A 19,969-nucleotide genomic window follows, 5' to 3' on the forward strand; every position below is an offset into this window, starting at 1 on the left:
CGCCATGGGCGCTCACGATGCGCTGTACCCGCTTTGACCGTCTATCATACTTGCGTGACGCAAACGTGGGTGGAGCAAGAGGGCATCGACGCGGCCTTGGCGGTGCTGCGCGCGATGGTGACGATCGCCGATTCGACCGTCGAACGGAACACCGAGCAGCTGACGCTGACCCAGTTCCGCGCGCTGCGGGTGGTGGTCGACCGGACGCCGGTCACCATGGGCCGGGTGGCGCGCGAGCTGGCCATGAACCCGTCTTCGGTCACCCGGGCGTGTGATCGGCTGGTCGCGCTGAACCTGCTGGAAAAGGCCCCCAACCCGCTGAACCGGCGGGAGACGCTGCTCGCGCCGACCGCACCGGGGCGTCAGCTGGTCGACCGCGTCGACCGCGACCGCCGCCGGGTGCTGGCGGGCGTCCTGCACCGGCTCGACCCCGCGGCGCGCGTGGCCGCGATCACCGCTTTGAAGCGGTTTGCCGGAGCGGTCGAAGCGGACGAATCGGATTCGCGTTCACTTTTGCGTCACGCAACTTAGATTCGCGGCAAAAAGGTTTGCGCGCGTGGAGAGCGGGTACCCAAGCGCCGCTCAAGTCGTGATCGGAGGTCCTTGCAGTGGGGAAGCGCGACGGAATCACCGAGCCCTGGGGGACCAGGACGCCCTACGGGCCGGGGGAGCCGTGGCCGGTCCGGGTGGACAGCCACCTCGCCGACGGCCTGCGGCCGGACGACGTCGACCGCTGGGTCCGCAGTGCCGCGGTGCTGCACTCCAACGGCGACGGTCTCGACATCGCGGTGAAGGACGGCCGGATCGCCGGCGTCCGCGGCCGGGCCGGCGACCGCGTCAACCACGGCCGCCTCGACCCGAAGGACCTCTTCGGCTGGCAGGCCAACTCCTCGCCGGACCGCCTGACCACGCCGCTGGTGCGCAAGAACGGGGAGCTCGCCGAGGCGAGCTGGGACGAGGCGATGGAGCTGATCGTCCGGCGCAGCAAGGAACTGCTCGACGAGCAGGGGCCCGGCGCGCTCGGGTTCTACACCAGCGGCCAGCTGTTCGCCGAGGAGTACCACACGCTCGCCGCGATCGCCCGCGGCGGCCTCGGCACGAACCACCTCGACGGCAACACCCGGCTCTGCACGGCGACCGCGGCCGCGGCGCTGAAGGAGTCGTTCGGCTGCGACGGCCAGCCGTCGTCCTACACCGACGTCGATCACGCCGACGTCATCGCCCTCTTCGGCCACAACATGGCCGAAACGCAGGCCGTCCTGTGGTCGCGCGTCCTCGACCGGCTCGCCGGGCCCAACCCGCCGGCGGTGCTCTGCGTCGACCCGCGCGACACCCCGGTCGCCCGGGCGGCGACGCTGCACCTGGCGCCGCTGCCCGGGACCAACGTCGCGCTGATGAACGGGATCCTGCACGAGATCATCGAGCACGGGTGGGCCGACCGCGAATACGTCGAGCGCTGCACGATCGGCTACGACGACGTCGCGGCGATGGCCGCGGAGTACCCGCCCGAGCGCGCCGCGGAGATCTGCGGTCTCGACGCCGCGGACATCCGGGCAGCCGCTCGGCTGCTGGGCACGGCGGAGCGGCTGCTGTGCACGGTCCTGCAGGGTTTCTACCAGTCGCACCAGGCGTCCGCGGCCGCCGTCCAGGTCAACAACCTCGTGCTGCTGCGCGGCATGCTGGGCAAGCCCGGCGCCGGCGTGCTGCAGATGAACGGCCAGCCCACGGCGGAGAACACCCGCGAGTGCGGCGCCGACGGCGACCTGACCGGGTTCCGCAACTGGGCGAACGACACGCACGTGGCCGAGCTGGCGTCGGTGTGGAACGTCGACGTCGACCGGGTCCCGCACTTCGCGCCGCCGACGCACCTGATGCAGATGCTGCGCTACGCGGAGACCGGCTCCATCCGGTTCCTCTGGGTGTCGGCCACGAACCCCGCGGTCTCGTTGCCCGAGCTGCACCGCATCCGGTCCATTTTGGACTCCCCGCGGCTGTTCCTGGTCGTGCAGGACGCTTTCCGCACCGAGACCGCCGAGCTCGCCGACGTCGTGCTGCCGGCGGCCATCTGGGGCGAGAAGACCGGCACGTTCACCAACGCCGACCGCACGGTGCACCTGTCCGAGAAGGCGGTCGAGCCGCCCGGGCAGGCGCGGGCGGACCTCGACATCTTCCTGGACTACGCGCGGCGAATGGACTTCCGGGACAAGGACGGCGAACCGTTCCCGCAGTGGCACGACCCCGAAACCGCGTTCGAGGGGTGGAAACGCGCGTCGGCCGGGCGGCCGTGCGACTACAGCGGCCTCAGCTACGCGAAGCTGCGCGAAGCCGGCGGCATCCAGTGGCCCTGCACCGCCGACCGTCCGAACGGGACGGAACGGCTCTACACCGACGGCAAGTTCCCGGCGCGGCCGGACTACTGCGAGGACTACGGCCGGGACCTGATCACCGGAACACCCCTGGACCCGGTCGAGTACCAGGCGATGAACCCCGGCGGCAAGGCCATGCTCAAGGCCGCCGAGTACTTCCCGCCGCACGAGACGCCGGACGACGACCACCCGTTCCACCTGATCAACGGCCGGACCCTCTACCACTTCCACACCCGCACGAAGACCGGCCGCGCCCCACAGCTGCGGGCGGCCGCGCCGGAGGTGTGGCTCGAGGTGTCCGAGCGGGACGCGGCCGCCGCCGGGCTTGCCGAAGGCGACCTCGCGGAGGTCTCGACCCCGCGCGGTGCCGTCCGTGCCCGGGTCCGCGTCGGCGGCATCCGCGACGGCGTGCTGTTCCTGCCGTTCCACTACGGCTACTGGGACGTCGACCACCCGGCGGGCAAGGACGGCGATCGCGCGGCCAACGAGCTCACCTTCACCGACTGGGACCCGGTGTCCAAGCAGCCGCTGTTCAAGACGGCCGCGGCCGCGCTGCGCCGGGTCGGCGCCGTGGCGGCCCCGGTCGCCGAGCCGGTGCCCGCGGCCGTCGACGAGGAGGTCGTCCGATGAAGCTCGACCTCGTCCTGCGGGAACTGCACCGCGCGGAGACGGCGCTGGCCAGGGACTTGCGGAAGACGTCCGAACGGCACCACGCGGAACACGAGATCCACCACCTCGCCCGCGACCTCGCCGGCTGGTCGGCGGCGCACGTCCGCGATCTCGCCCGCGCCGGCCGGGCCCACGGCCTCGACCTCGGCGAGCACGTCCCCGGCCCCGGCCCCCTGGAGCCGCTGCGGACGGCACTGTCCGAGCTGAGCGGCCGCCGTCCGGAACCGGGCGTGCTCCTGCTGGCGGACCTGCGGCGCCTGCACCGCCGCGCGGCGGGCGTGTCGCTCGACTGGGAGCTGCTCGCGCAGGCGGCGCAGGCGGCCAGGGACACCGAGCTGCGGGACCTGGCGAGCCGGTGCCACCCGCGGACGCTGAGGCAGCTGAAGTGGACCAACGCGATGCTGAAGGTGCTCTCGCCGCAGATCCTGACCAGCTAGATTAGGCGATCGCCGCCCGGGTACCGCGTGATCATGCTGCCCACGGTGAAGGACCTGGCCGAGCTGACCCGGCTCTTCGAAGCGGACCGCGGCGACGACCTGTACGTCCGCTGGTCCCGCGGCCCGGAGATCGACCTGGCGGATTCTCGCACGAGCCGCGACGGGCTGACCGGGATTTCGCTGCCCGGGCTGTCGGCGAATTCCCTGCGGCTGGAGCCGTGGTGGCACGACCGGTCGCTGCGGCTGTGGCTGGCGCGCCGCCTCTACGACTACGAGCACCTGCAGGACCTGCGCGGCCCCGGCGTGCGGCCGTGGGTGCTGCGCGGCCGCGAGATCGCCCGCGGGCCGGACAACGAGCCGCTGGTCGTGGACGTGGAGCCGCTGGCGTGGGTGGCGGACGAGGTGTTGCGGGAAGCCCGCAGCCTGGTGGACGAGCAGGGTTCCCGGGAGTGGGGGCCGCTGGACCGGCGCGGCCCGCGCTGAGCGTTCACCGCCCGGCCGCGTCACCGCCTCGCAGCAGGAACGCCAGGGGGTCGTCGCCGAGTCGCTCGACGTCCCGGCGCCGCACGACGGTGCTGACCGCGGTCATGCCGACCCCCCAGACGGCGACCACCACGACCACCGCGGGCGCCGGGAGGATCCGGCCCAGGTACGCGAGGTTCACCGTCACGACGAGCGACGCGACCCGGGCCGCGCCCTGGTACCAGCGGGCGGAGGCACCCGCGGACACCCGGGTGCCGGCGATGTAGATCGCCAGGCCCGCGGTGAGGAGCCACGCAGACGCGGGCGGCGAGGGCTCGTGCAGCGAGAGGTCCACCCCGGCCGCCATCAGCAGCAGCGCGAAGGCCGGCGCGAGGTGGCCGCCGGCGTACAGCGAATAGGCCAGCCCGGGGTTGCCGCCGGAGAGACCGAGCAGGCGCTCGTAGATCTCCGCGGCCGAGGTGAAGTACATCCACCACAGTGCGCCGGCGAGCACCAGCCCGCCGGTCGTGGCCGACCAGTAGGCGACGTCGTCGGCGGGGCGTTCGAGCGCCGCGGTGCCGATCGTGATCACCAGCTCGCCGAGCAGCAGGATCATGAAGAGCCCGAAGCGTTCGGCGAGGTGGGCGGAGTCGACCGCCAGGCTCGGGTCGCGGGGCCGGTCGAGCAGGTCCCGCAGCCGCGTCTCCCGCGTCGGCCGCTCCCGCCGCTCACCGCGGCGGGGCCGGCGCCGGCCGCCCAGCAGCAGGAAGCCGGCCTCCTGCACCAGTGCCAACGTCCAGAGCCACCAGCTCGTGGGGAGCACGGCCGAGACCGCGAACAGGGCCGCCGAAGCCGCGTAGCCCGTGCTGATCCGGCGCTGGTCCAGCCCGGGCCGGGCCGGCCAGCGGTGGGCGGCCGCCAGGATCACGCGGACGGCGGCCATGGCCGCCGCGAAGATCGCGGCGTGGCCTTCGAAGACGTGGTGCATCTGGGTGGCGGCGATGGCGCACGGGATGGTGCCGGCGAGCACGAACAGCCGGTCGGCCGCGCGGCTGTCGTCCCCGCGGCGGTTGTAGAGCACGGCGAACCCGATCCACGTCCACCACAGCGTGGCGAAGAGCCCGAGTGCGGCGACGATCCGCGCCCAGTGCGGGTCGGCCACGATGCCGTGCGACACCTGGCCCACCGCGAACACGAACACGAGGTCGAAGTACAGCTCCACCCAGCCGACCCGCTTGCCGCGCGCGGCCGCGGCACCGGCGTCTTCGTCCACATCGATCACCGCGCGGATTCTGCCGCACCCGGCGCCCGGGACACTCACCCGGCCGAGGTGGGAATTAATAACACACCATTCGAACAATGCCGGGCTTCGCCACGAATTCGTCCGGTGACTGCTGTCGGTAATTCTGCCGCCAGGTCGACGCGCGGCCCCTTCGTCGGCCGGTAGCCCCGTGGAGCTGCGTGAACGCGCTTGTACGTTGTGCAAGCAGCGACCGCGGGAACACTATGCGTGAACCGGCGGTGCGAATCAGAATCAATTCGATCGCGGCCTTCCGAAACGCCGCGGCACAGGGTTGACAAGGGTGCCGGGCGTGGGGTTGCCTGCTGGTCGGTTCGATCAACGCCACGCCTTCCCCGGTCCGGGAGCCGGGTTCCGGTCCGCACACCGGCGTCCGTGGTCGGCCCTGGGGCCCCCTCGTCCTGTCCGAGTTCGACGTCAGCCGTGCGCGCGGCTGGGAATCGAGCGGTTCCGCCATGCACGAAAGCAGATCCACGCCCCGCCGTCCGGCGGACTCCGCGTGGTGGCCGGCGCACTGGAGCGTCCGCACCAAGATCAGCGTCGTCCTCCTGCTGCCGGTCCTGGTCGCGGTGGCGCTCGCGGAAATCCGGATCCAGGGCGAACTCGACCGGGCCACCGCGCTCAGTGCGGCCCGCGACCGGTTGCCGGTGCTGCACGACACGATCGACCTGACCGCGTCACTGGGCGAGGAGATGGTCGCCGCGGTCGCGGTCCCGGCCGGCGCGCCGGACACGCTGACCGCCGCCGTCGACGCGAAGGTGGCCGCGATCCAGCGCGACGCCGGCTTTTCGCCGCTGCCCGCCGACACCGGCCGGGCGCTGAACACCGCGCTGGGCAAGCTCGCCGGGATCCGCGCGGCCGGTGCCGGTGGTGGCGACGTCCGCGCGAAAGCCGCCGGCTACAACGACATCATCGCCACCCTCGGCGACCTCGTGCCCGCGTTCGTCCCGGCCGACGCCGGCGGTGAAACCGCGGCCGGCGCGGAAACGGCCCGGCTGCTGGTGCACCTGCGGGCCGAGCTGGCCACCGAGGAGACCTACGCGCGGGCGGCCCGGAACAGCCCGGACGACGCTTCGCTGCGCCCGGCCGTCGTGCAGGCCGCCGCCGAGCAGGAGGTGCTCGGCGAGCAGGCGGAACACCAGCTCACGGGCGATCTCCTGGCCCGGTTCAAGACGGCGACGAGCTCCGCCGACGCCCGCATCGACGCACTGGAGGAGTCCGGGACCGGCGGCGCGCTGCTCGCGTCGTTCGCCCCCTCGATCGCCGCCGAGACCACCGGCGTGACGGCCGTGCTGAACAACGTCGCGGCGAAGCTGGCCGGCGACGTCTCGGGCGCGGCCGACCGGGCCAGGGCGGACTCGCTGCGCGACACGGCGCTGGTCCTCGGTTCGCTGCTCGGCGCGCTCGCGATCGCGTTGCTGGTGGTGCGGTCGCTGGTCACGCCGGTGCGCCGGCTGCGCGCGGCCGCCCTGCGCGCGGCGAACGAACAGCTCCCGGAGACCGTCCGGCAGGTCCGGGAGGGCCGCGACGTCGACTGGCGCGCGGTGCCCGGCTCCGGTATCCGGACGGAGGAGGAGATCGGGCAGCTGGCCCGCGCGTTCGACGACATGCACCGCCAGGCCGTCCGGCTCGCCGTCGAACAGGCCGAACTGCGCAAGCAGGTCAGCGAAATGTTCATGACGCTGTCGCGGCGGAGCCAGTCGCTGGTCGAGCAGCAGCTGTCGATCATCGAGGACCTCGAAGCGGGGGAAGAGGACCCGCGCCGCCTCGACGAGCTGTTCCGGATCGACCACATCGCGACCCGGCTCCGCCGCAACGGCGAGAACCTGCACGTCCTGGCGGGCGGCCGCCCGGTCCGGCACGGCCGCGAACCGGTGCCGACGCGCGACCTGCTGCGCGCGGCGACGTCGGAGGTCAAGGACTACCGGCGGGTGGCGCTGGGCAACGCGCCGCGCAGCTCGGTGCAGTCCGAGGCGGCGGCGGACGTGGTGCACATCCTCGCCGAACTGCTGGAGAACGCGACGCGGTTCTCCCCGCCGGAGCACAAGGTGGCGCTGACGGCCGACCGCGGCGCCGACGGCGGGCTGCTCATCGAGGTCGTCGACCAGGGGCTGGGCCTGACCCCGGCCGAGCTCACGACGGTGAACGACCGCCTCGCGGCGGCCGGGACGGTCGGCCCGGAGACGACCCGCCGGATGGGGCTGTTCGTGGTCGGCAGGCTCGCGGCGCTGCACGGGGTGACGGTCCGGTTGCGCGCGACCGGAACGGCGGCGCGCCACGCGGGAGTGACGGCGAGCGTCCACGTCCCCGGCGCACTGGTGCTCGCGGACCTGGCCCGCCCGATCGGCGCGGGCCGCCTGACACCCTCGGGCGCGAGCCGCAACGGTCACCCCCGGCCCCCGGTGGTGCCGGCGCAGGCGTCGACGCCGATCTTCGAGCAGGTCGTGACGAGCTGGTTCACCGAGCCGACAGCGAAGCCGGTGGCCCGCCGGAACGGCGCACCGGCGGAGTGGCCGGCGGCGGGGGAGCGGGCCGAGCCGATGGAGCCGGCGGATCCGGACCCCGGCTCGCCCACGGAAACCCCGGCGACGCACCAGGGCACCGCGGTGGATCCGGCCGGTCTCGCCGAAGGGAGCCGGCCCGGGCGAGCCGAAGCGCCTGTTGCGCACCGAGCTGCCGCGGCCGAGTCTGCGGACTCGCCCGGTCTCGCCGAAGCAGCGGGCTGGCCCGGCCGCGCCGAGACCCCCGCCGCACACCGAGCCGCCCGAGCCGACGGCGCTCGAGCCGAAATCGCTCGGCCCGACACCGTCCCGGCCGAGCACCTCACCGCGTCGGCGGTGCCCGCCGACTTCGCGCTCCACACCCACGACTGGCCCGCCCCGGCCGAAAAGCCCGCCGCCCGGCCCGGCAGCGCTGTCGTGGGCGAGTGGGACACCCCGGCCGACCGCATGCGGCACGCCGCCGAAAGCGCTCTCAAGCCCGCCGCCGCGCAACGGCTCACCGAGGCCGGTCTGCCGACCCGGCGGCCCGGGGCCCAGCTCGCCCCCGGTGCGGTCGTGCCGCGCGGGCGCGAGCCGCAGGCCGGTGGGGCGTTCCGTGACGCCGCCGCCGTGCGCAGCAGCCTCTCCCGTCACTACCAGGGCATGCGCGCTGCCCGGCAGGAAACCGCGGCGCGCGCCGAAGAATCCGGAAAGGACGAAGTGGATCCGCGATGACGGAACTGCACCCTCGGCGCCCGGGCGCCGAACCGACGGCCCGGTCCCTCCGCGGGACACTGGCCGTCCCCGGTTCCGCCGTGCCGCCCGAACGGACGGCGACGCTCAACTGGCTGGTCAACGGGTTCGTCCAGGACGTCTCCGGGATCGCGCACGCCGTGCTGGTCTCGGCCGACGGGCTGCTCGTGGCCGCCGACGACGCCCTGCCCCGCGAGCGCGCCGATCAGCTCGCCGCGATCGCGGCCGGGCTGTCCAGCCTGTCGCTGGGCACCGCGGAACTGTTCACCGCCGGGCGGGTGGTGCAGTCGGTGATCGAGATGGAGCAGGGGTTCCTGCTGCTGATGAGCGTGGGCGACGGCTCGAACCTCGTCGTGCTCGCCTCGACCGGCTGCGACATCGGGCTGGTCGGCTACGAGATGACCATGCTGGTCGAGCGGGTGGGGCAGAAGGTCGACGTGCCCGCGCGCGAGATGCCGGTGGCCCAGGACCACCGGTGATCGACGACCCGCCGTCCGCCCCGTACGGGGACGAGCCGCGCCGCAGCCCGGCGCTCGCCCGCCCCTACGCGTGGACGGAAGGCCGGACGGCGCCGTCGGTGGAGATCGCCATCGAAGCGCTGGTCGAGACCACGGCGGCGGGCCGGGCCGAAGCCGCCTACCAGACGTCGAGCGCGCTGGCGGAGGTCAGCGAGCTGTGCGTCCGGCCGCGGTCGCTGATGGAGATCGCCGCGCTGCTGGCGTTGCCGCTCGGCGTGGTCCGCGTGCTCGTGTCGGACCTGATGGAGAACGACCTGGTGATCGTCCGCGACACGCTGTCGGACACCTCCAGCTGGGACGAACGCCACGACCTGATGGAACGCGTGCTGCACGGGCTGCGCGACCTGTAGAGAGGACTCGCCATGGAGCATTTCGCACTGGGGCACTGGCTGCTCGTGCTCGCGTACCTGACGTCGGTGGTCGGCTGCGCGCTCGGGCTGGCGTGCGCGGTCCAGGCCCGCCACGCGGCGGATCCCCGGCACCGCAGGCGGTGGCTGGTGCTGGCGGCGATCTCGATCGGCGGCGTCGGCATCTGGCTGATGCACTTCGTGGCGATGCTCGGCTTCAGCACCCCCGGGATGCCCGTCCGCTACGACATCTTCCGCACGATCCTGTCGGCGGTCCTCTCGGTGACGGCGGTGTTCGCGGGGCTCGTGGTGGTGGGTGGCCGCGCGAAGTTCGGCTGGTGGCGCCTCGCCGCCGGCGGTGTGCTCACCGGCCTGGCGGTGAACGTCATGCACTACACGGGAATGTCGGCGCTGCGGGTGAAGGGCGACTTCGGCTACCAGGGCGGCCTGGTGGCACTGTCGGTGGTGATCGCGGTGGTCGCGGCGACGGCGGCGCTGTGGTTCGCGGTGTTCCTCGACCGGCTCTCGCTGCGGCTGCTCGCGGGTTTCGTGATGGGCGCGGCGGTGACGGGCATGCACTACACCGGCATGGCGGCGGTCCGGATGACCATGGACGTGAACGCCCCGGATCCGGCGGGCGCGGAGGTGTTCTCGTTCCTGTTCCCGGTGTTCGTGCTGGCGGCGATCGCGATGGCGGTGCCGCTGTGCGCGGTCCTGCTGGCGCCGGCGGTTTCGCCGAAGGCTGCCGAGCCGGAGCCGGTCACGGCAGACGCCGTCCCGGCGTGACGGCGGCTCGCGGGAAACCGCGGGCCGCCGATCTCACCTCCCTACTGACCGCACAGCAGCGAACACGCCTTGGCCGACGACCAGTCCGTTGTGGACGGCGGCGTCCCCGGCGGGACGTTCACCGGCATGTAGCTCACCTTCGCCTTGTTGGTGATCGGGAACAGGTTCAGCAACGCGTACGTCGCGCAGTACACCTGCTTGGTCTGGCCCGCCTGGAGCGTGAAGGGACCCGTCTGGCACGACGGCTCCACGGTGTCCACCACCTGCGCGGACGTGATCCCCACCGGACCCTGGTTCGTCACCGTGATCCGCCAGTACGCCGAAGCGGCCAGCACCCCGAGCAGGCCCACCGGGGCTTGTTTCGCCCAAGGTCCGGCGCCGCCCGGGCCGCACTGGGCCGGGTGGACCGCCGTGCAGATCTCCTTCTCCACGGTCACCTTCGGGGTGCACGACGTGCCCGGGGCCACCGGGAGCGTCACCGTGTTGGACGAGAACGTGCCCGTCGTGTCGGTGCCGGTGGCCGTGTTCGCCACCGACGTCACCGCGCAGTCCGTGGCGAGCGTCGTGCGGAAGCACAGCTGCGGTGCGTCACCCGCGAAGTCGACCACCAGCGAGCCGCTGAAGCCCGCCGCGCTGTGCAGGACCAGCGCCGTCGTCACGGTGATCGACGGATGCGCCGCCACCGAGACGCCGGTCAGGTCGACCGAGCCGTCCGGGGCGAAGCCCGGTGTCGGCACCACGGCGCCGTCCTGGTCGACCACCGTCACCCGGGACGCCGCGAAGTCGACGTTCGCCGGGTCGACGCCCGTCAGCCGCGCCGCCGTGTAGCCCTGGACGTGCGAACCTCCGTCGCAGTAGAAGTCACCGGGTTTCAGCGTCACCTGCCCGCCGGAGCGGACGCACGGCGTCGCGCCGGTGGCCGGGTCCATCGAGAACAGCACACCCGCGTCGCCGAGGCCGATCAGGCAGCCCGACGGCGGGTCGTACGTGTAGCCGTAGTCCCGCGTGGCGCCGCCGTTCACCGACGGGTGGGTGATCCGGGCGGGCAGCCCCGCGCACGCCGCTCCCGTCGTCCAGTCGTGGCACAGCGCCGCACCGGCGATACCGCCGTTCCAGACCGGGATGTAGCTGCGCACGTGGCCGCCGGGGTCGGTGACGACCTCCGGGTTGAAGACGTACGTCCCGTTCGGCAGCGCGGCCGCGCCCGGCGGTGCGGGCAGCGCCGAGCCGTCGAGGGCGTAGCACGTCGTGACGTTGGTGCCGCCGGTCGTCGACGAGCACACCCCGATCGGGGCGCCGGCCGTGCTGAACGCCGTGTAGGCGTTGTAGGTGAAGTTCCCCGCCGGTCCGGTCGGCCGCCAGGACGCCCAGTTCGCGCACGGCGTGGCCGTCGCCGGGTCGAAACAGCCCAGCGACGGCTGCTGCCCGGTGTTGGGGTTCGACGACGCCGCGAACACCTTGCCCGCCACCACGTCCAGCGCGCCGTAGACGTACGGGTTACCGCTGATGGGAGGTGCGATCGGCGCGTACGGCTGGCCGCCGCAGGCGCTCTGCGTGGCAATGGTCCAGCAGACCACCGCGCCGCTGCTGATCAGGCCGTACAGGTTGCCGCCGGTTTCCACGAGCCCGGTGATGCTGTTCACCGCGGGCGATCCGCCGGTGGCGGCCAGCGCCCAGTACCCGCAGTTGGCCGAGGCGGCCATGTCGAGGCACGCGACGCCGACGGAAGCCGCCGTGACGGCGGGGTAGTAGACCTTCGCCGGCGTCGCGGGGTCGCGCACGTACTGCTCGACCATGGTGGTGGCGATGTCCCCGGCCCCCAGCGTGCCCAGCGGGCCGGGTGCGGTGTTGAGCACCTTCGGCCACGGGCCGCCCGGGCACCGCGTGCCGGTGGCGAGGTCGGTGCAGACGACCTTCGGCGAGGTGGCCCCCAGGTGGTGGTAGATGTTCCAGGCCTGCAGCGCGCCACTGGGCGTGCGGTACAGGATCGGCGAGAAGCCGTCACCGCCGGTGGCGGTGGTGACCGCCTGCACGGGCGGGGTGAGGGCACCGGACAGCTGGGTCGCGTCGGGACCGGCGATGGGGTTCGCCGCGCGGACGGCGGTCACCCCGGAGGCCGGTTCGCTGCCGGCGAACGTGCTGCCGTCGGTCGACCACTCCGGCGTCCAGCCGGGCGGCGCGTGCAGCGAGCCGGGCTGGTAGGTCTGGCCCGCGCCGACGGCGTCGGTGATGGTCGCGGATCCGGTCGTGGTGGCGTGGTCTTCGTAGCCGACGACCCAGTTCGCGGTCGCGCCGTGCGCGGCGGGCGAACCGGTGCCCTGCACGGACTTCGTCAGCGCCGAGACCGCCGCCGGGTCGGCGGCCGCGGGCAACGGGACAGCCGTGGCCGCGGCGAGCACCAGGGGCAGCAGCGCCCCCAGCATGCGTCTTCGCATGAATGGTCCTCGATTCTTTTCGACGGAAAAGCGCGGGAATCGTTTTCCCGGCCGAGGGAAAATCCTATGCCGCCTCGGCAGTGTGTTGTAGTGCTCTCACCCGGGCGCCGAAAAGGCGAGTCGAACAGCGCAATTCCCGGCCGGGAAAGCTGATTGGTATCTGGTGTGACGAGGGGTTTTATGGCCATCTGTCACCCGGATGCTGCGCGCGGGTCACTCGATCGGGTAACGCGTGGTCGCCCAATCCGCCCGATTTCGGGCCGATGAAGATCTATTGTCCTCTATTTAACCGGATTCGTCGTCGAAGCGGAGTTTCGACGTGATGCGGTAGCGGTCGCCGCGGTAGACCGACCGGGTCAGTTCGACGATCCGGCCCGTGGTGTCGCGGGTGCGCCGTTCGATGTGCAGAACCGGGGCGTACACGGCGATTTCCAGCAGCTCGGCCTGGTCCGGATCGGTGACCGCGGGCTCGATCGTCTGCACCGCGTCCTGCACGGCGATCCCGAAGCGGTCCCGCAGCAACCGGTAGAAGTTGCCCGTTTCGAGGTCCGCCGGCCGCAGCCCGGGGACCAGGGAAGCGGGCAGCGCCAGGCGTTCGATCGCGATCGGTTCGTCGTCGACGTGCCGGACCCGGGTGACGCGCAGCACCGGCGTCCCCGGTTCGAGGTCCAGCCCGGCGGCCAGGGACCGCGCCGCCGGCGCGGTGGCGAATGCGACCACCCGGCTGGTCCAGTGGCCTTCCGCCGGCGGCACCGCGAGTCCCGTCGCCAGTTCCTGGGTGACCTTCTCCGGGCTGGTGAACGTACCGCGGCCGCGCTGGCGCACCAGCAGCCCGGTGCGGGTCAGCTCGTCGATGGCCGCGCGCACGGTCGGGCGGGAGACGCCCAGCTCCGCGGCCAGGTCGCGTTCGGAGGCCAGCCCGGTGCCGGGGCCGGCGGTCTCGATCACCTTCAGCAGGTGCCGCCGGACCCGGTCGCGCTTCACGGTGGGCGGCCGGTCCGCCGGCTCGTCCGCTTCTTTGCGGGGGTTGCGGGTGGCGGAGCCCCCGGCTTGGGGCGGAGCCCCGGATGTCACCGCTTCTTTGTGGGGGTTGCGGGTGGCGGAGCCCCCGGCTTGGGGCGGAGCCCCGGATGTCACCGCTTCTTTGCGGGAGCTCCGGGTGGTGGAGCCCCCGGGCTGGGGTGCGGCCCCGGATGGCGCAGCGGTCAAGGCACCGTCTTCCCGGATACTCCGAGCGCGCCGGCGAACCGGATGCGCTCCTTCGGCAGGGCGTGCAGCGCCCGGAGCCGGTCGAGGTGCCCGGTCAGGCGCTGGTGGAAGTCAGCATAACCGCGGCCCGGCGGCGACCACGCCCGCTCGGCCGGCGCGCACAACCGCGGGAACGCCAGGTACCGCACGTGGCCGGGGGTCGGTGCGTGCTCGGTCCACAGCTGGGCCTGGGTGCCGAGGACGCCCGGCCCGGTACCGGCGGCGACCGGGAGCCCGCCCGCCAGTGGGTCGAAGCGGTAGACGTCTTCCAGGGTCGTCACGGGCCCGCGCGGTGGCTCGCCGGGGTCCTCGCTCTGCCGGTAGTCGAAGTAGGTCGCGGTGTGCGGCGCCATGACGACCTGGTGGCCGCGGGCGACGGCGAGCGCGCCGTGGGCGGCGTCGCGCCAGGCGGTGACCACCACCTCCGCGGGGAGCCGGCCCGCGGCGTGGCCGGTCTCGTCCCAGCACACCGCTTGCCCGGCGACACGCGGTGCAGCTCGCCGAGGAACCACGGGTGGAGTTCGGCGGTGGTGCGCAGCCCGGGCCGCGCGGCGCGGTCCCGGGCGGCCGGGCTGGTGGCGGTCACGGCGGCGACGGCGGCGACGGCCAGTGCGGTGGCGAGGGTGCGGGAACTCCTGGGAAGGCGGCGGGCCGCGGCCCGCTGGGGGACGGGCCGCGGCGCAACGGTTCAGCAGTGGCCGAGGTCGGCCCACTGGGCGGTGAGCCCGGGTTCGGAGCCCTGGGTCCACCAGTTCGCCTGCCAGAGGTGGGCGGTGTGCTGCACCCGCTGCCCGCCGAGGTACACCGTGCCCCAGTCCCATTCCGGCGCCGTCGAGCAGTCGGCGGGCTGAGAAGACGTCGTCGGGGTGGTGGGCGTGGTCGGCGGCGGGGTCGTCGGGGACGTGCAGCCGCCGACGGTGTCCACATGGGACGTTCCGCCGGACCGGTACTGCCCGGCCTTCGCGACGGCGTCGGCGGGCGAGACGACCTGGTTGCCCGCGTAGTACGTCCAGTCCACCTGCTCGGTGTAGGCGCTGGTGCCGCTCGTGTGCCCGGCGGTGTCGATGAACCACATGTTGTAGTTGATCGACATCGGCGTGCGCGGGTACACCGGGTTGCCCTGGGCGTCGGTCGTGTGGTCCGCGGTGAGCACGCCGTCGATGTAGTACTTCACGTGCCCGCCGGAAACCTGGGTGACGACGTCGTGCCAGCCGGCGAAGCTGCGGTTCTGCGCGGTGGACGTGCGCAGCCCGTCCCACGTCGGGTTGTTCCAGTAGGTGTACCAGCTGGTCTGGTAGTTCGCCGTCGAGCCGCCCCAGCCGCCGTTGGGCAGGTACTCGGAAAAGTCGAGCTCGCTGTAGAGCGGGTCGCGGTCGTGGCGCAGCGGGGAAATCGTGAAGTAGGTTTCGTTGACGTGGTCGCCGTCGGGCCCGCTGTCCGGCGCGTCGGTGAAGCGGACGCGGCTGGCGTACGTGCCTTCGAAGAACCGCAACTGGTTCTGGTACAGCTCCGCGTGGGTCGTGCCGGCCGCGCTGCCGTCCGTGGTCGCGGCGAGCTGGGCGACGCGCTCGCCGTTCACCGACGGGAAGGTGATGTTGCCGGTGAGCCACCGCGCGCCGGGGACGCCGGGACTGCCGACGTCGTTGCGCGTGGTCCAGCCGGCACTGCCGAACGCCGCGTCGGTCGGTGCGGTGTAGTGGAAGTCGTCGAAGAGCACGCCGCAGCCGGCCGCCGCCGTGGGCGCCGCACTGGCGTCGGCGCCGCCGGACAGGATCAGAGCCGTCGCGGCCGCGATCGCGATGCTCGTCAAGGCTGCTGTGGTGGTCCGGGTGGTGCGGGACATGGGTCGCCTCCTGGGGGTGCTGTACCGGGGAGCGCCGATTGGTCTAGACGAATCAGGTGGCCAGTACCTTCCTCGTGACCATTGGTAAAGTCAAGGAGGCGGCAGAAGTTACCTTTGGTAAACAGGGCTCAGTCGCCGGGCGCCCACATCCGGTGGACGAACTCCAGGAACGAGCGCCGGTCACCCGCGTTGAGAGCGGCCCGGCGATCGGCGTAGACGTCGAAGGTGGCGTACGGCCGTGACGACTGCAGCGTCCGGCGCGGACCCGGGTGCCGGGGCGTGGTGATCCGCAGCGTGCTCCCGCAGCGGGCGACGTGATCGCGGGCGTGCAGCACGACCCGCAGCCCGGCGGCGGTCAGCGCGGTGAGCCCGGCGAGGTCGAGCACGACGACTTCGGGCACGGGATCCTGCGCCACGCTCTGCGCGACGGCACGCGCCATGATCAGCACGGTTCGGCTGTCGAGTTCGCCGTCCAGCGAGACGACGGCGGGGTCGCCGTGGGACCGCGACACGATCAGCCGGCCCGGAAGCGGGCGATCGGCCGAAGGCATGGTCGCGAACCACCCTCCCGCGAAGCGGTGACAGGGGAGGGCTCGAGGTTGAATCGCAGTTCTCCAGTTTAGGACCGGTTCCCGCGCGTCACAACGGGTTTCGGCTTCGAAGCCGAGCCCGGGAACGCGGCGGCGGGTTTCCGGAAAAGGAGCTGCGTGGCGGACCGGGCCGCGTGGCGAAGAAATGGAGTGAGCGTGGTGGGACCGGGGGATCTTGGGGGGAGGGGATCGCCCGGCCCCACCACGCTCGGCCGGGCCACGCGAAGTGGTGACTGCGACCCGGCTGGTTCGAGTGGCCTACGCGGCGGGGTCGGGCACCGGCCGGGGTCGGCTTTCCCCTGGTTGCGCCGCCCAGGACGGGACACCGCACTGCGGACGCCAGGTGCCGACGTGCACCCATTGGCGTCCCCAGGCGTGGGACACGAGGACCGTCGGCCGCCGGCAGGCGGGACAGGTCTGTGGCGCCGAATCGATGGACACCTCGTCCTCCTCCTCCACGCGGTATGCGGTCGTGGGAGAAAGGATCGTCCGGATGCCGCCGTCGGGCACCGGGGAAACTACCCGGATGGCTACGCGGGCCGCCCGGGTTGCCCCACCAGCCACGACGCCACCTGGGTGCGTGAGGTGAGACCGAGCCGCACCAGGATGTTCTCGACGTGCCCCTCCACGGTCCGTCCGCTGAGGACGAGGGTGGCCGCGATCTCCTTGTTGCTCATGCCCCGCGCCACCAGCTCGGCGATCTCCCGCTGCCGCCGGGTCAGCCCGCCGGGCTCGGCTGCCTTGCCGGCCGCTTCCGCAGCGGGCTTCTCACGCAGCGCGTACCGGATGATCTCGTCGAGGCCCAAGGCCGCCGCCTCGGCGAAGGCCGCGTCGAATGGCTCGTCGCCGAGTGCCTTGCGGGCCAGCGCGGCGCACTGCTCGTCAACGCCCTGGTAGGGACTCATTTCGCCGACACGTGCGCCGCTGAGCCGCCAGACCGCGCCGGCGCCCCCGAGCAAGCGGGCCACCCGGTCGTGCGCCCCTTCGGCGGAATGGCACCACGCCCGGGCCTCGACGAGGAACGCGAGCAGCGTGCGGTCGGGCAGCCGCAGGGCGATGGCCTCGTGCAGCAGATCCGCTGCCTCCCGGGGCGCGCCCGCCCGCCAGCGGTGGATCGCGACCGCCCACAACGCGTAGCCACGGGACCAGCGTGCCTCGTGCCGGTCGGCCAGGGCGAGCGCCTCCTCCGCGGCGGCCGCGCCGCGCGGATCGCCGAGGAAGAAGCGCGCGGCGGCGAGCAGGATCAGCGTGTCGAACACCAGCAGCGCGTCACCGGCCGTGCGGTACCCGGCCAAGGCCCGCTCGAGCAGTTCGGCACCGCCGGTCAGATCGCCGGTGAAGAACGTGGCCATGCCGGCGCACTCCGCGTGGCCCGCCCGGAGCCGTTCGTCGTCGAACTCTTCGGCGAGTTCGGCCAGCTCCGCCAGCAGTTCGGCGTGCGGCGCGCCGGTCTGGATCGCGAGGAACGCCATCGCGTACAACGCCCGGGCCCGGGTCAGCGTGCGGTCACCGCACAGATCGAGCCCGCGCCGCAGGTAGCCGCACCCCTCCGGCACGAGGCCGCCGCCGTACCAGAAGTTCCACAGCGAAGCCGCGATGTCCAGCGCCTGGCTCGCTCGTCCGGGGGCGGACAGGCAGTGGTCCAGCACAGTCCGGAGATTGGCGTGCTCGCGCCGGAGGCGGCCGAGCCACTCCGACTGCCGCGAGCCGAACCCCTCGGCCCGGTAGCGCCGCGCGAGGTCCACGTAGTACTCGGCCTGCCGAGCCCGGACGCCTGCCTCGTCGCCCTCCGCGGCCAGCTTGGCACCGCCGTAGTCGCGGACGGCCTCCAGCATGCGGTACCAGGCGTGCCGCCCGAAGGTGCCGTTCCGGCGGCTGAGGACCGACTTGTCCACCAGCCCCGTGACGACGTCCAGCGCGCTGCCGCTGTCGGCCTCCCCGGACGCGCAGACCTGCTCGGCGGCGTCGAGGTCGAACCCGCCGGGAAACACCGACGCCTGCGCCCACAGGCGCTGTTCGCCCGGTGTGCACAGCTCGAAGCTCCAGTCGATCGCCGCCTCGAGGGTGCGCCGGCGGGGCTGGGCGGCGAGCGGGCGCGAAGCGAGCAGGCCGAGCCGGTCGTCGAGCCGCTCGAGGAGCTGGTCGGCCGAGAGCACGCGGAGGCGGACGGCGGCCAGCTCGATGGCCAGCGGGATACCCTCCAGCCGACGGCAGATCCGGACCACCGTCGCCCGGTTGTCCGGCGTGAGCTCGAAGCCGGGGGAGACCGCGGCCGCCCGGTCGGTGAAGAGCGTGACCGCCTCGACCGGGCCGGCGCCGGGGTCGTCGGCAGGCGGGATGGGCAGCGGCTCGACGGGCAGGATGTGCTCGCCCTCCACGTGCAGCGTGTGCCGGCTGGTGGCCAGTACCCGGAGACCGCCGGAGACCGCGAGCAGTTTCGCGACCAGCATCGCGCACTCGTTCGCGACGTGTTCGCAGTTGTCCAGCACCAGGAGCAGCTGCTTGTCTTCGAGGTGCTCGGCGAGCCCGGTGGCCTGGTCGCTGGTGCCGCGCAGGCCGAACACCGTCGCCACGGTGATCGGCACCAGGTGCGGATCGCCCAGGTCGGCGAGCTCGACCAGCCACACGCCGTCCGGGAACGCCCGGCGCACGTCGGCGGCGATCCGGAGCGCCAGCCGCGTCTTGCCGACGCCGCCCGCGCCGGTCAGCGTGACCAGCCTGGCCGTGGTGAGCAGGCGTTTCGCTTCGCCGAGCTCATGCCGCCTGCCGACGAAGCTGGTCAGCTCCGCCGGCAGATTTCCGGCGCTTCGGCGGGAACGGGCACCCATGCGGAGAGTGTAGGTCCGGGCCGCCGTGCTGAGCAGCGCCGCGGCAGTCGACACTCACGAACCCGGCGACCACCGCATCGAGCCGTGGTCAGGAGCGGAAAGCCTCCTCGCCGCGTTCGGCGGCAACCGCCGCGGCGACCTTCGCCGGGTTCGGCCGGACCTCGAGCCGCCGCACGTCCTCGGCGACGCGGTCGCGGGCGCGGCGGGCCGGCTCTCGCCAGGTGACGTCGAGGGCCGGCTGGTCCCGCAGTCAGCTGGCCAGGTAGCCGCTCATCGCGCCCGCTGCCAGCGGAAGAACCCGGCGCCCTGTGCGTAGGCCAGGTGCCCGCCGAGCGCGCCGCCGGCGCTCGTCACGGCCAGGCCGAGCGCGCCCAGGATCCGGCCGCGGGCCACCCGGCCCCGGCCGCGGGCGGCGTAGGACGCGCCGAAGAGGGCGATCGCCACCGTGTTGCCCGCGGCGTGGGCCAGCCCGACGCGGCGTTGCCGCTCGTCGAGGTCGGCGTAGTCGAACAGCCCCAGGACCACCGCCACCGGCGCGGCCGCGAGGCCGGTGGCGACCAGCCGGCGGGCCGCCTCCTCCTGGCCGGGCAGCAGGTCGAACAGCGCCGAGCACACCCACGCGCCGATCGGCACGGTGACCACGAGCGGGTGCAGCGGGTGGCCCAGCCAGCGGCCGCGCAGCACCCGGCCGGGCACGCTCGCCGCCGCGCCGCGCAGCCGGTGCGCGAGCGCGGTGGCCGGAGCGTCGAGCACCCCCGCCTCTTCGACGGCCGTCAACGCGCGGTGCGGCGGGGCCGGGTCCTCATCACGATGGGCTCTCTGCATGCCGTCCCGGCTACCCCGCCGGCCGCGGTCCAACCGCCGCCCGGAGATGGCGACGGTGAAGGGCGATGGTGGGCGCTGTCGT

At 73.2% G+C, this 19,969-nt stretch carries 16 protein-coding genes; 8 read left to right on the forward strand and 8 right to left on the reverse strand.

Features of this window, described 5'->3' with window-relative positions; genetic code table 11:
* The first annotated feature begins 54 nt into the window (after positions 1 to 54).
* The 4 genes from AB0F15_RS11145 (at position 55) to AB0F15_RS11160 (ending at position 3,955) form a co-directional block, all read left to right on the forward strand.
* Positions 55 to 531, forward strand: coding sequence for a MarR family transcriptional regulator (locus tag AB0F15_RS11145; RefSeq protein WP_360268672.1), 477 nt, complete (start codon positions 55 to 57; stop codon positions 529 to 531).
* Positions 532 to 608: 77 nt separating this feature from the next.
* Positions 609 to 2,996, forward strand: a complete 2,388-nt coding sequence (locus AB0F15_RS11150) for a molybdopterin-dependent oxidoreductase (RefSeq protein ID WP_360268675.1) — start codon at positions 609 to 611, stop codon at positions 2,994 to 2,996.
* Positions 2,993 to 3,472, forward strand: a complete 480-nt coding sequence (locus AB0F15_RS11155; RefSeq protein ID WP_360268677.1) for a hypothetical protein — start codon at positions 2,993 to 2,995, stop codon at positions 3,470 to 3,472. The genes AB0F15_RS11150 and AB0F15_RS11155 overlap by 4 nt, the downstream gene beginning before the upstream one ends.
* Positions 3,473 to 3,505: 33 nt before the next feature.
* Positions 3,506 to 3,955 (forward strand): DUF6098 family protein, encoded by a 450-nt coding sequence (locus tag AB0F15_RS11160; protein WP_360268679.1) that lies wholly within the window; start codon positions 3,506 to 3,508, stop codon positions 3,953 to 3,955.
* A gap of 4 nt (positions 3,956 to 3,959) precedes the next feature.
* On the opposite strand, the gene AB0F15_RS11165 is transcribed toward AB0F15_RS11160, so the two are convergent.
* Entirely contained in the window at positions 3,960 to 5,216 is a 1,257-nt protein-coding gene (locus tag AB0F15_RS11165; protein ID WP_360268682.1) for a low temperature requirement protein A, read from the reverse strand.
* A gap of 473 nt (positions 5,217 to 5,689) precedes the next feature.
* On the opposite strand from AB0F15_RS11165, the gene AB0F15_RS11170 reads away from it, so the two are divergent.
* The 4 genes from AB0F15_RS11170 to AB0F15_RS11185 are packed head-to-tail and all read left to right on the forward strand — an operon-like array spanning position 5,690 to position 10,118.
* A complete protein-coding gene (locus tag AB0F15_RS11170) occupies positions 5,690 to 8,449 on the forward strand; it encodes an ATP-binding protein (protein WP_360268684.1) in 2,760 nt (919 codons plus the stop codon).
* Complete coding sequence (locus AB0F15_RS11175; RefSeq protein WP_360268687.1) at positions 8,446 to 8,946, forward strand: roadblock/LC7 domain-containing protein; 501 nt, start codon at positions 8,446 to 8,448, stop codon at positions 8,944 to 8,946. Before AB0F15_RS11170 ends, AB0F15_RS11175 begins: the two co-directional genes overlap by 4 nt.
* Positions 8,943 to 9,335 (forward strand): DUF742 domain-containing protein, encoded by a 393-nt coding sequence (locus AB0F15_RS11180; RefSeq protein WP_360268690.1) that lies wholly within the window; start codon positions 8,943 to 8,945, stop codon positions 9,333 to 9,335. Before AB0F15_RS11175 ends, AB0F15_RS11180 begins: the two co-directional genes overlap by 4 nt.
* A 12-nt stretch (positions 9,336 to 9,347) precedes the next feature.
* Positions 9,348 to 10,118, forward strand: coding sequence for an MHYT domain-containing protein (locus tag AB0F15_RS11185; protein ID WP_360268692.1), 771 nt, complete (start codon positions 9,348 to 9,350; stop codon positions 10,116 to 10,118).
* A 41-nt stretch (positions 10,119 to 10,159) separates the two neighbouring features.
* On the opposite strand, the gene AB0F15_RS11190 is transcribed toward AB0F15_RS11185, so the two are convergent.
* From AB0F15_RS11190 to AB0F15_RS11220, 7 genes are all read right to left on the reverse strand, one after another.
* On the reverse strand, positions 10,160 to 12,553 hold the full coding sequence (locus AB0F15_RS11190) for a hypothetical protein (protein ID WP_360268695.1): 2,394 nt from the start codon (positions 12,551 to 12,553) through the stop codon (positions 10,160 to 10,162).
* Positions 12,554 to 12,838: 285 nt separating this feature from the next.
* Positions 12,839 to 13,627, reverse strand: a complete 789-nt coding sequence (locus tag AB0F15_RS11195; protein ID WP_360268698.1) for a GntR family transcriptional regulator — start codon at positions 13,625 to 13,627, stop codon at positions 12,839 to 12,841.
* Positions 13,628 to 13,758: 131 nt separating this feature from the next.
* Positions 13,759 to 14,313, reverse strand: a complete 555-nt coding sequence (locus AB0F15_RS11200; protein WP_360268700.1) for a family 20 glycosylhydrolase — start codon at positions 14,311 to 14,313, stop codon at positions 13,759 to 13,761.
* 176 nt (positions 14,314 to 14,489) lie between these two features.
* The gene (locus tag AB0F15_RS11205) at positions 14,490 to 15,644 is read right to left on the reverse strand and encodes a glycosyl hydrolase (RefSeq protein WP_360268703.1); all 1,155 of its coding nucleotides are present in this window, start codon (positions 15,642 to 15,644) and stop codon (positions 14,490 to 14,492) included.
* 128 nt (positions 15,645 to 15,772) lie between these two features.
* Complete coding sequence (locus AB0F15_RS11210) at positions 15,773 to 16,195, reverse strand: STAS domain-containing protein (RefSeq protein ID WP_360268706.1); 423 nt, start codon at positions 16,193 to 16,195, stop codon at positions 15,773 to 15,775.
* 569 nt (positions 16,196 to 16,764) lie between these two features.
* Positions 16,765 to 19,062, reverse strand: coding sequence for a LuxR C-terminal-related transcriptional regulator (locus AB0F15_RS11215; protein WP_360268708.1), 2,298 nt, complete (start codon positions 19,060 to 19,062; stop codon positions 16,765 to 16,767).
* Positions 19,063 to 19,332: 270 nt separating this feature from the next.
* Positions 19,333 to 19,887 carry a DUF2231 domain-containing protein gene (locus AB0F15_RS11220; RefSeq protein ID WP_360268711.1) on the reverse strand — a complete coding sequence of 185 codons (555 nt, stop codon included), beginning with the start codon at positions 19,885 to 19,887 and terminating at the stop codon, positions 19,333 to 19,335.
* Positions 19,888 to 19,969 lie beyond the last annotated feature (82 nt).

The organism is Amycolatopsis sp. NPDC026612 (assembly GCF_040638285.1).
Taxonomy (GTDB): domain Bacteria; phylum Actinomycetota; class Actinomycetes; order Mycobacteriales; family Pseudonocardiaceae; genus Amycolatopsis.

What these genes read in the sequence shown, in the direction of transcription:
- AB0F15_RS11155 (WP_360268677.1), top strand. Translation starts at nt 2,993, where the DNA reads ATGAAGCTCGACCTCGTCCTGCGGGAACTGCACCGCGCGGAGACGGCG.
- AB0F15_RS11170 (WP_360268684.1), top strand. Translation starts at nt 5,690, where the DNA reads ATGCACGAAAGCAGATCCACGCCCCGCCGTCCGGCGGACTCCGCGTGG.
- AB0F15_RS11210 (WP_360268706.1), bottom strand. Translation starts at nt 16,195, where the DNA reads ATGCCTTCGGCCGATCGCCCGCTTCCGGGCCGGCTGATCGTGTCGCGG.
- AB0F15_RS11205 (WP_360268703.1), bottom strand. Translation starts at nt 15,644, where the DNA reads ATGTCCCGCACCACCCGGACCACCACAGCAGCCTTGACGAGCATCGCG.
- AB0F15_RS11175 (WP_360268687.1), top strand. Translation starts at nt 8,446, where the DNA reads ATGACGGAACTGCACCCTCGGCGCCCGGGCGCCGAACCGACGGCCCGG.
- AB0F15_RS11215 (WP_360268708.1), bottom strand. Translation starts at nt 19,062, where the DNA reads ATGGGTGCCCGTTCCCGCCGAAGCGCCGGAAATCTGCCGGCGGAGCTG.
- AB0F15_RS11185 (WP_360268692.1), top strand. Translation starts at nt 9,348, where the DNA reads ATGGAGCATTTCGCACTGGGGCACTGGCTGCTCGTGCTCGCGTACCTG.
- AB0F15_RS11190 (WP_360268695.1), bottom strand. Translation starts at nt 12,553, where the DNA reads ATGCGAAGACGCATGCTGGGGGCGCTGCTGCCCCTGGTGCTCGCCGCG.
- AB0F15_RS11220 (WP_360268711.1), bottom strand. Translation starts at nt 19,887, where the DNA reads ATGCAGAGAGCCCATCGTGATGAGGACCCGGCCCCGCCGCACCGCGCG.
- AB0F15_RS11160 (WP_360268679.1), top strand. Translation starts at nt 3,506, where the DNA reads ATGCTGCCCACGGTGAAGGACCTGGCCGAGCTGACCCGGCTCTTCGAA.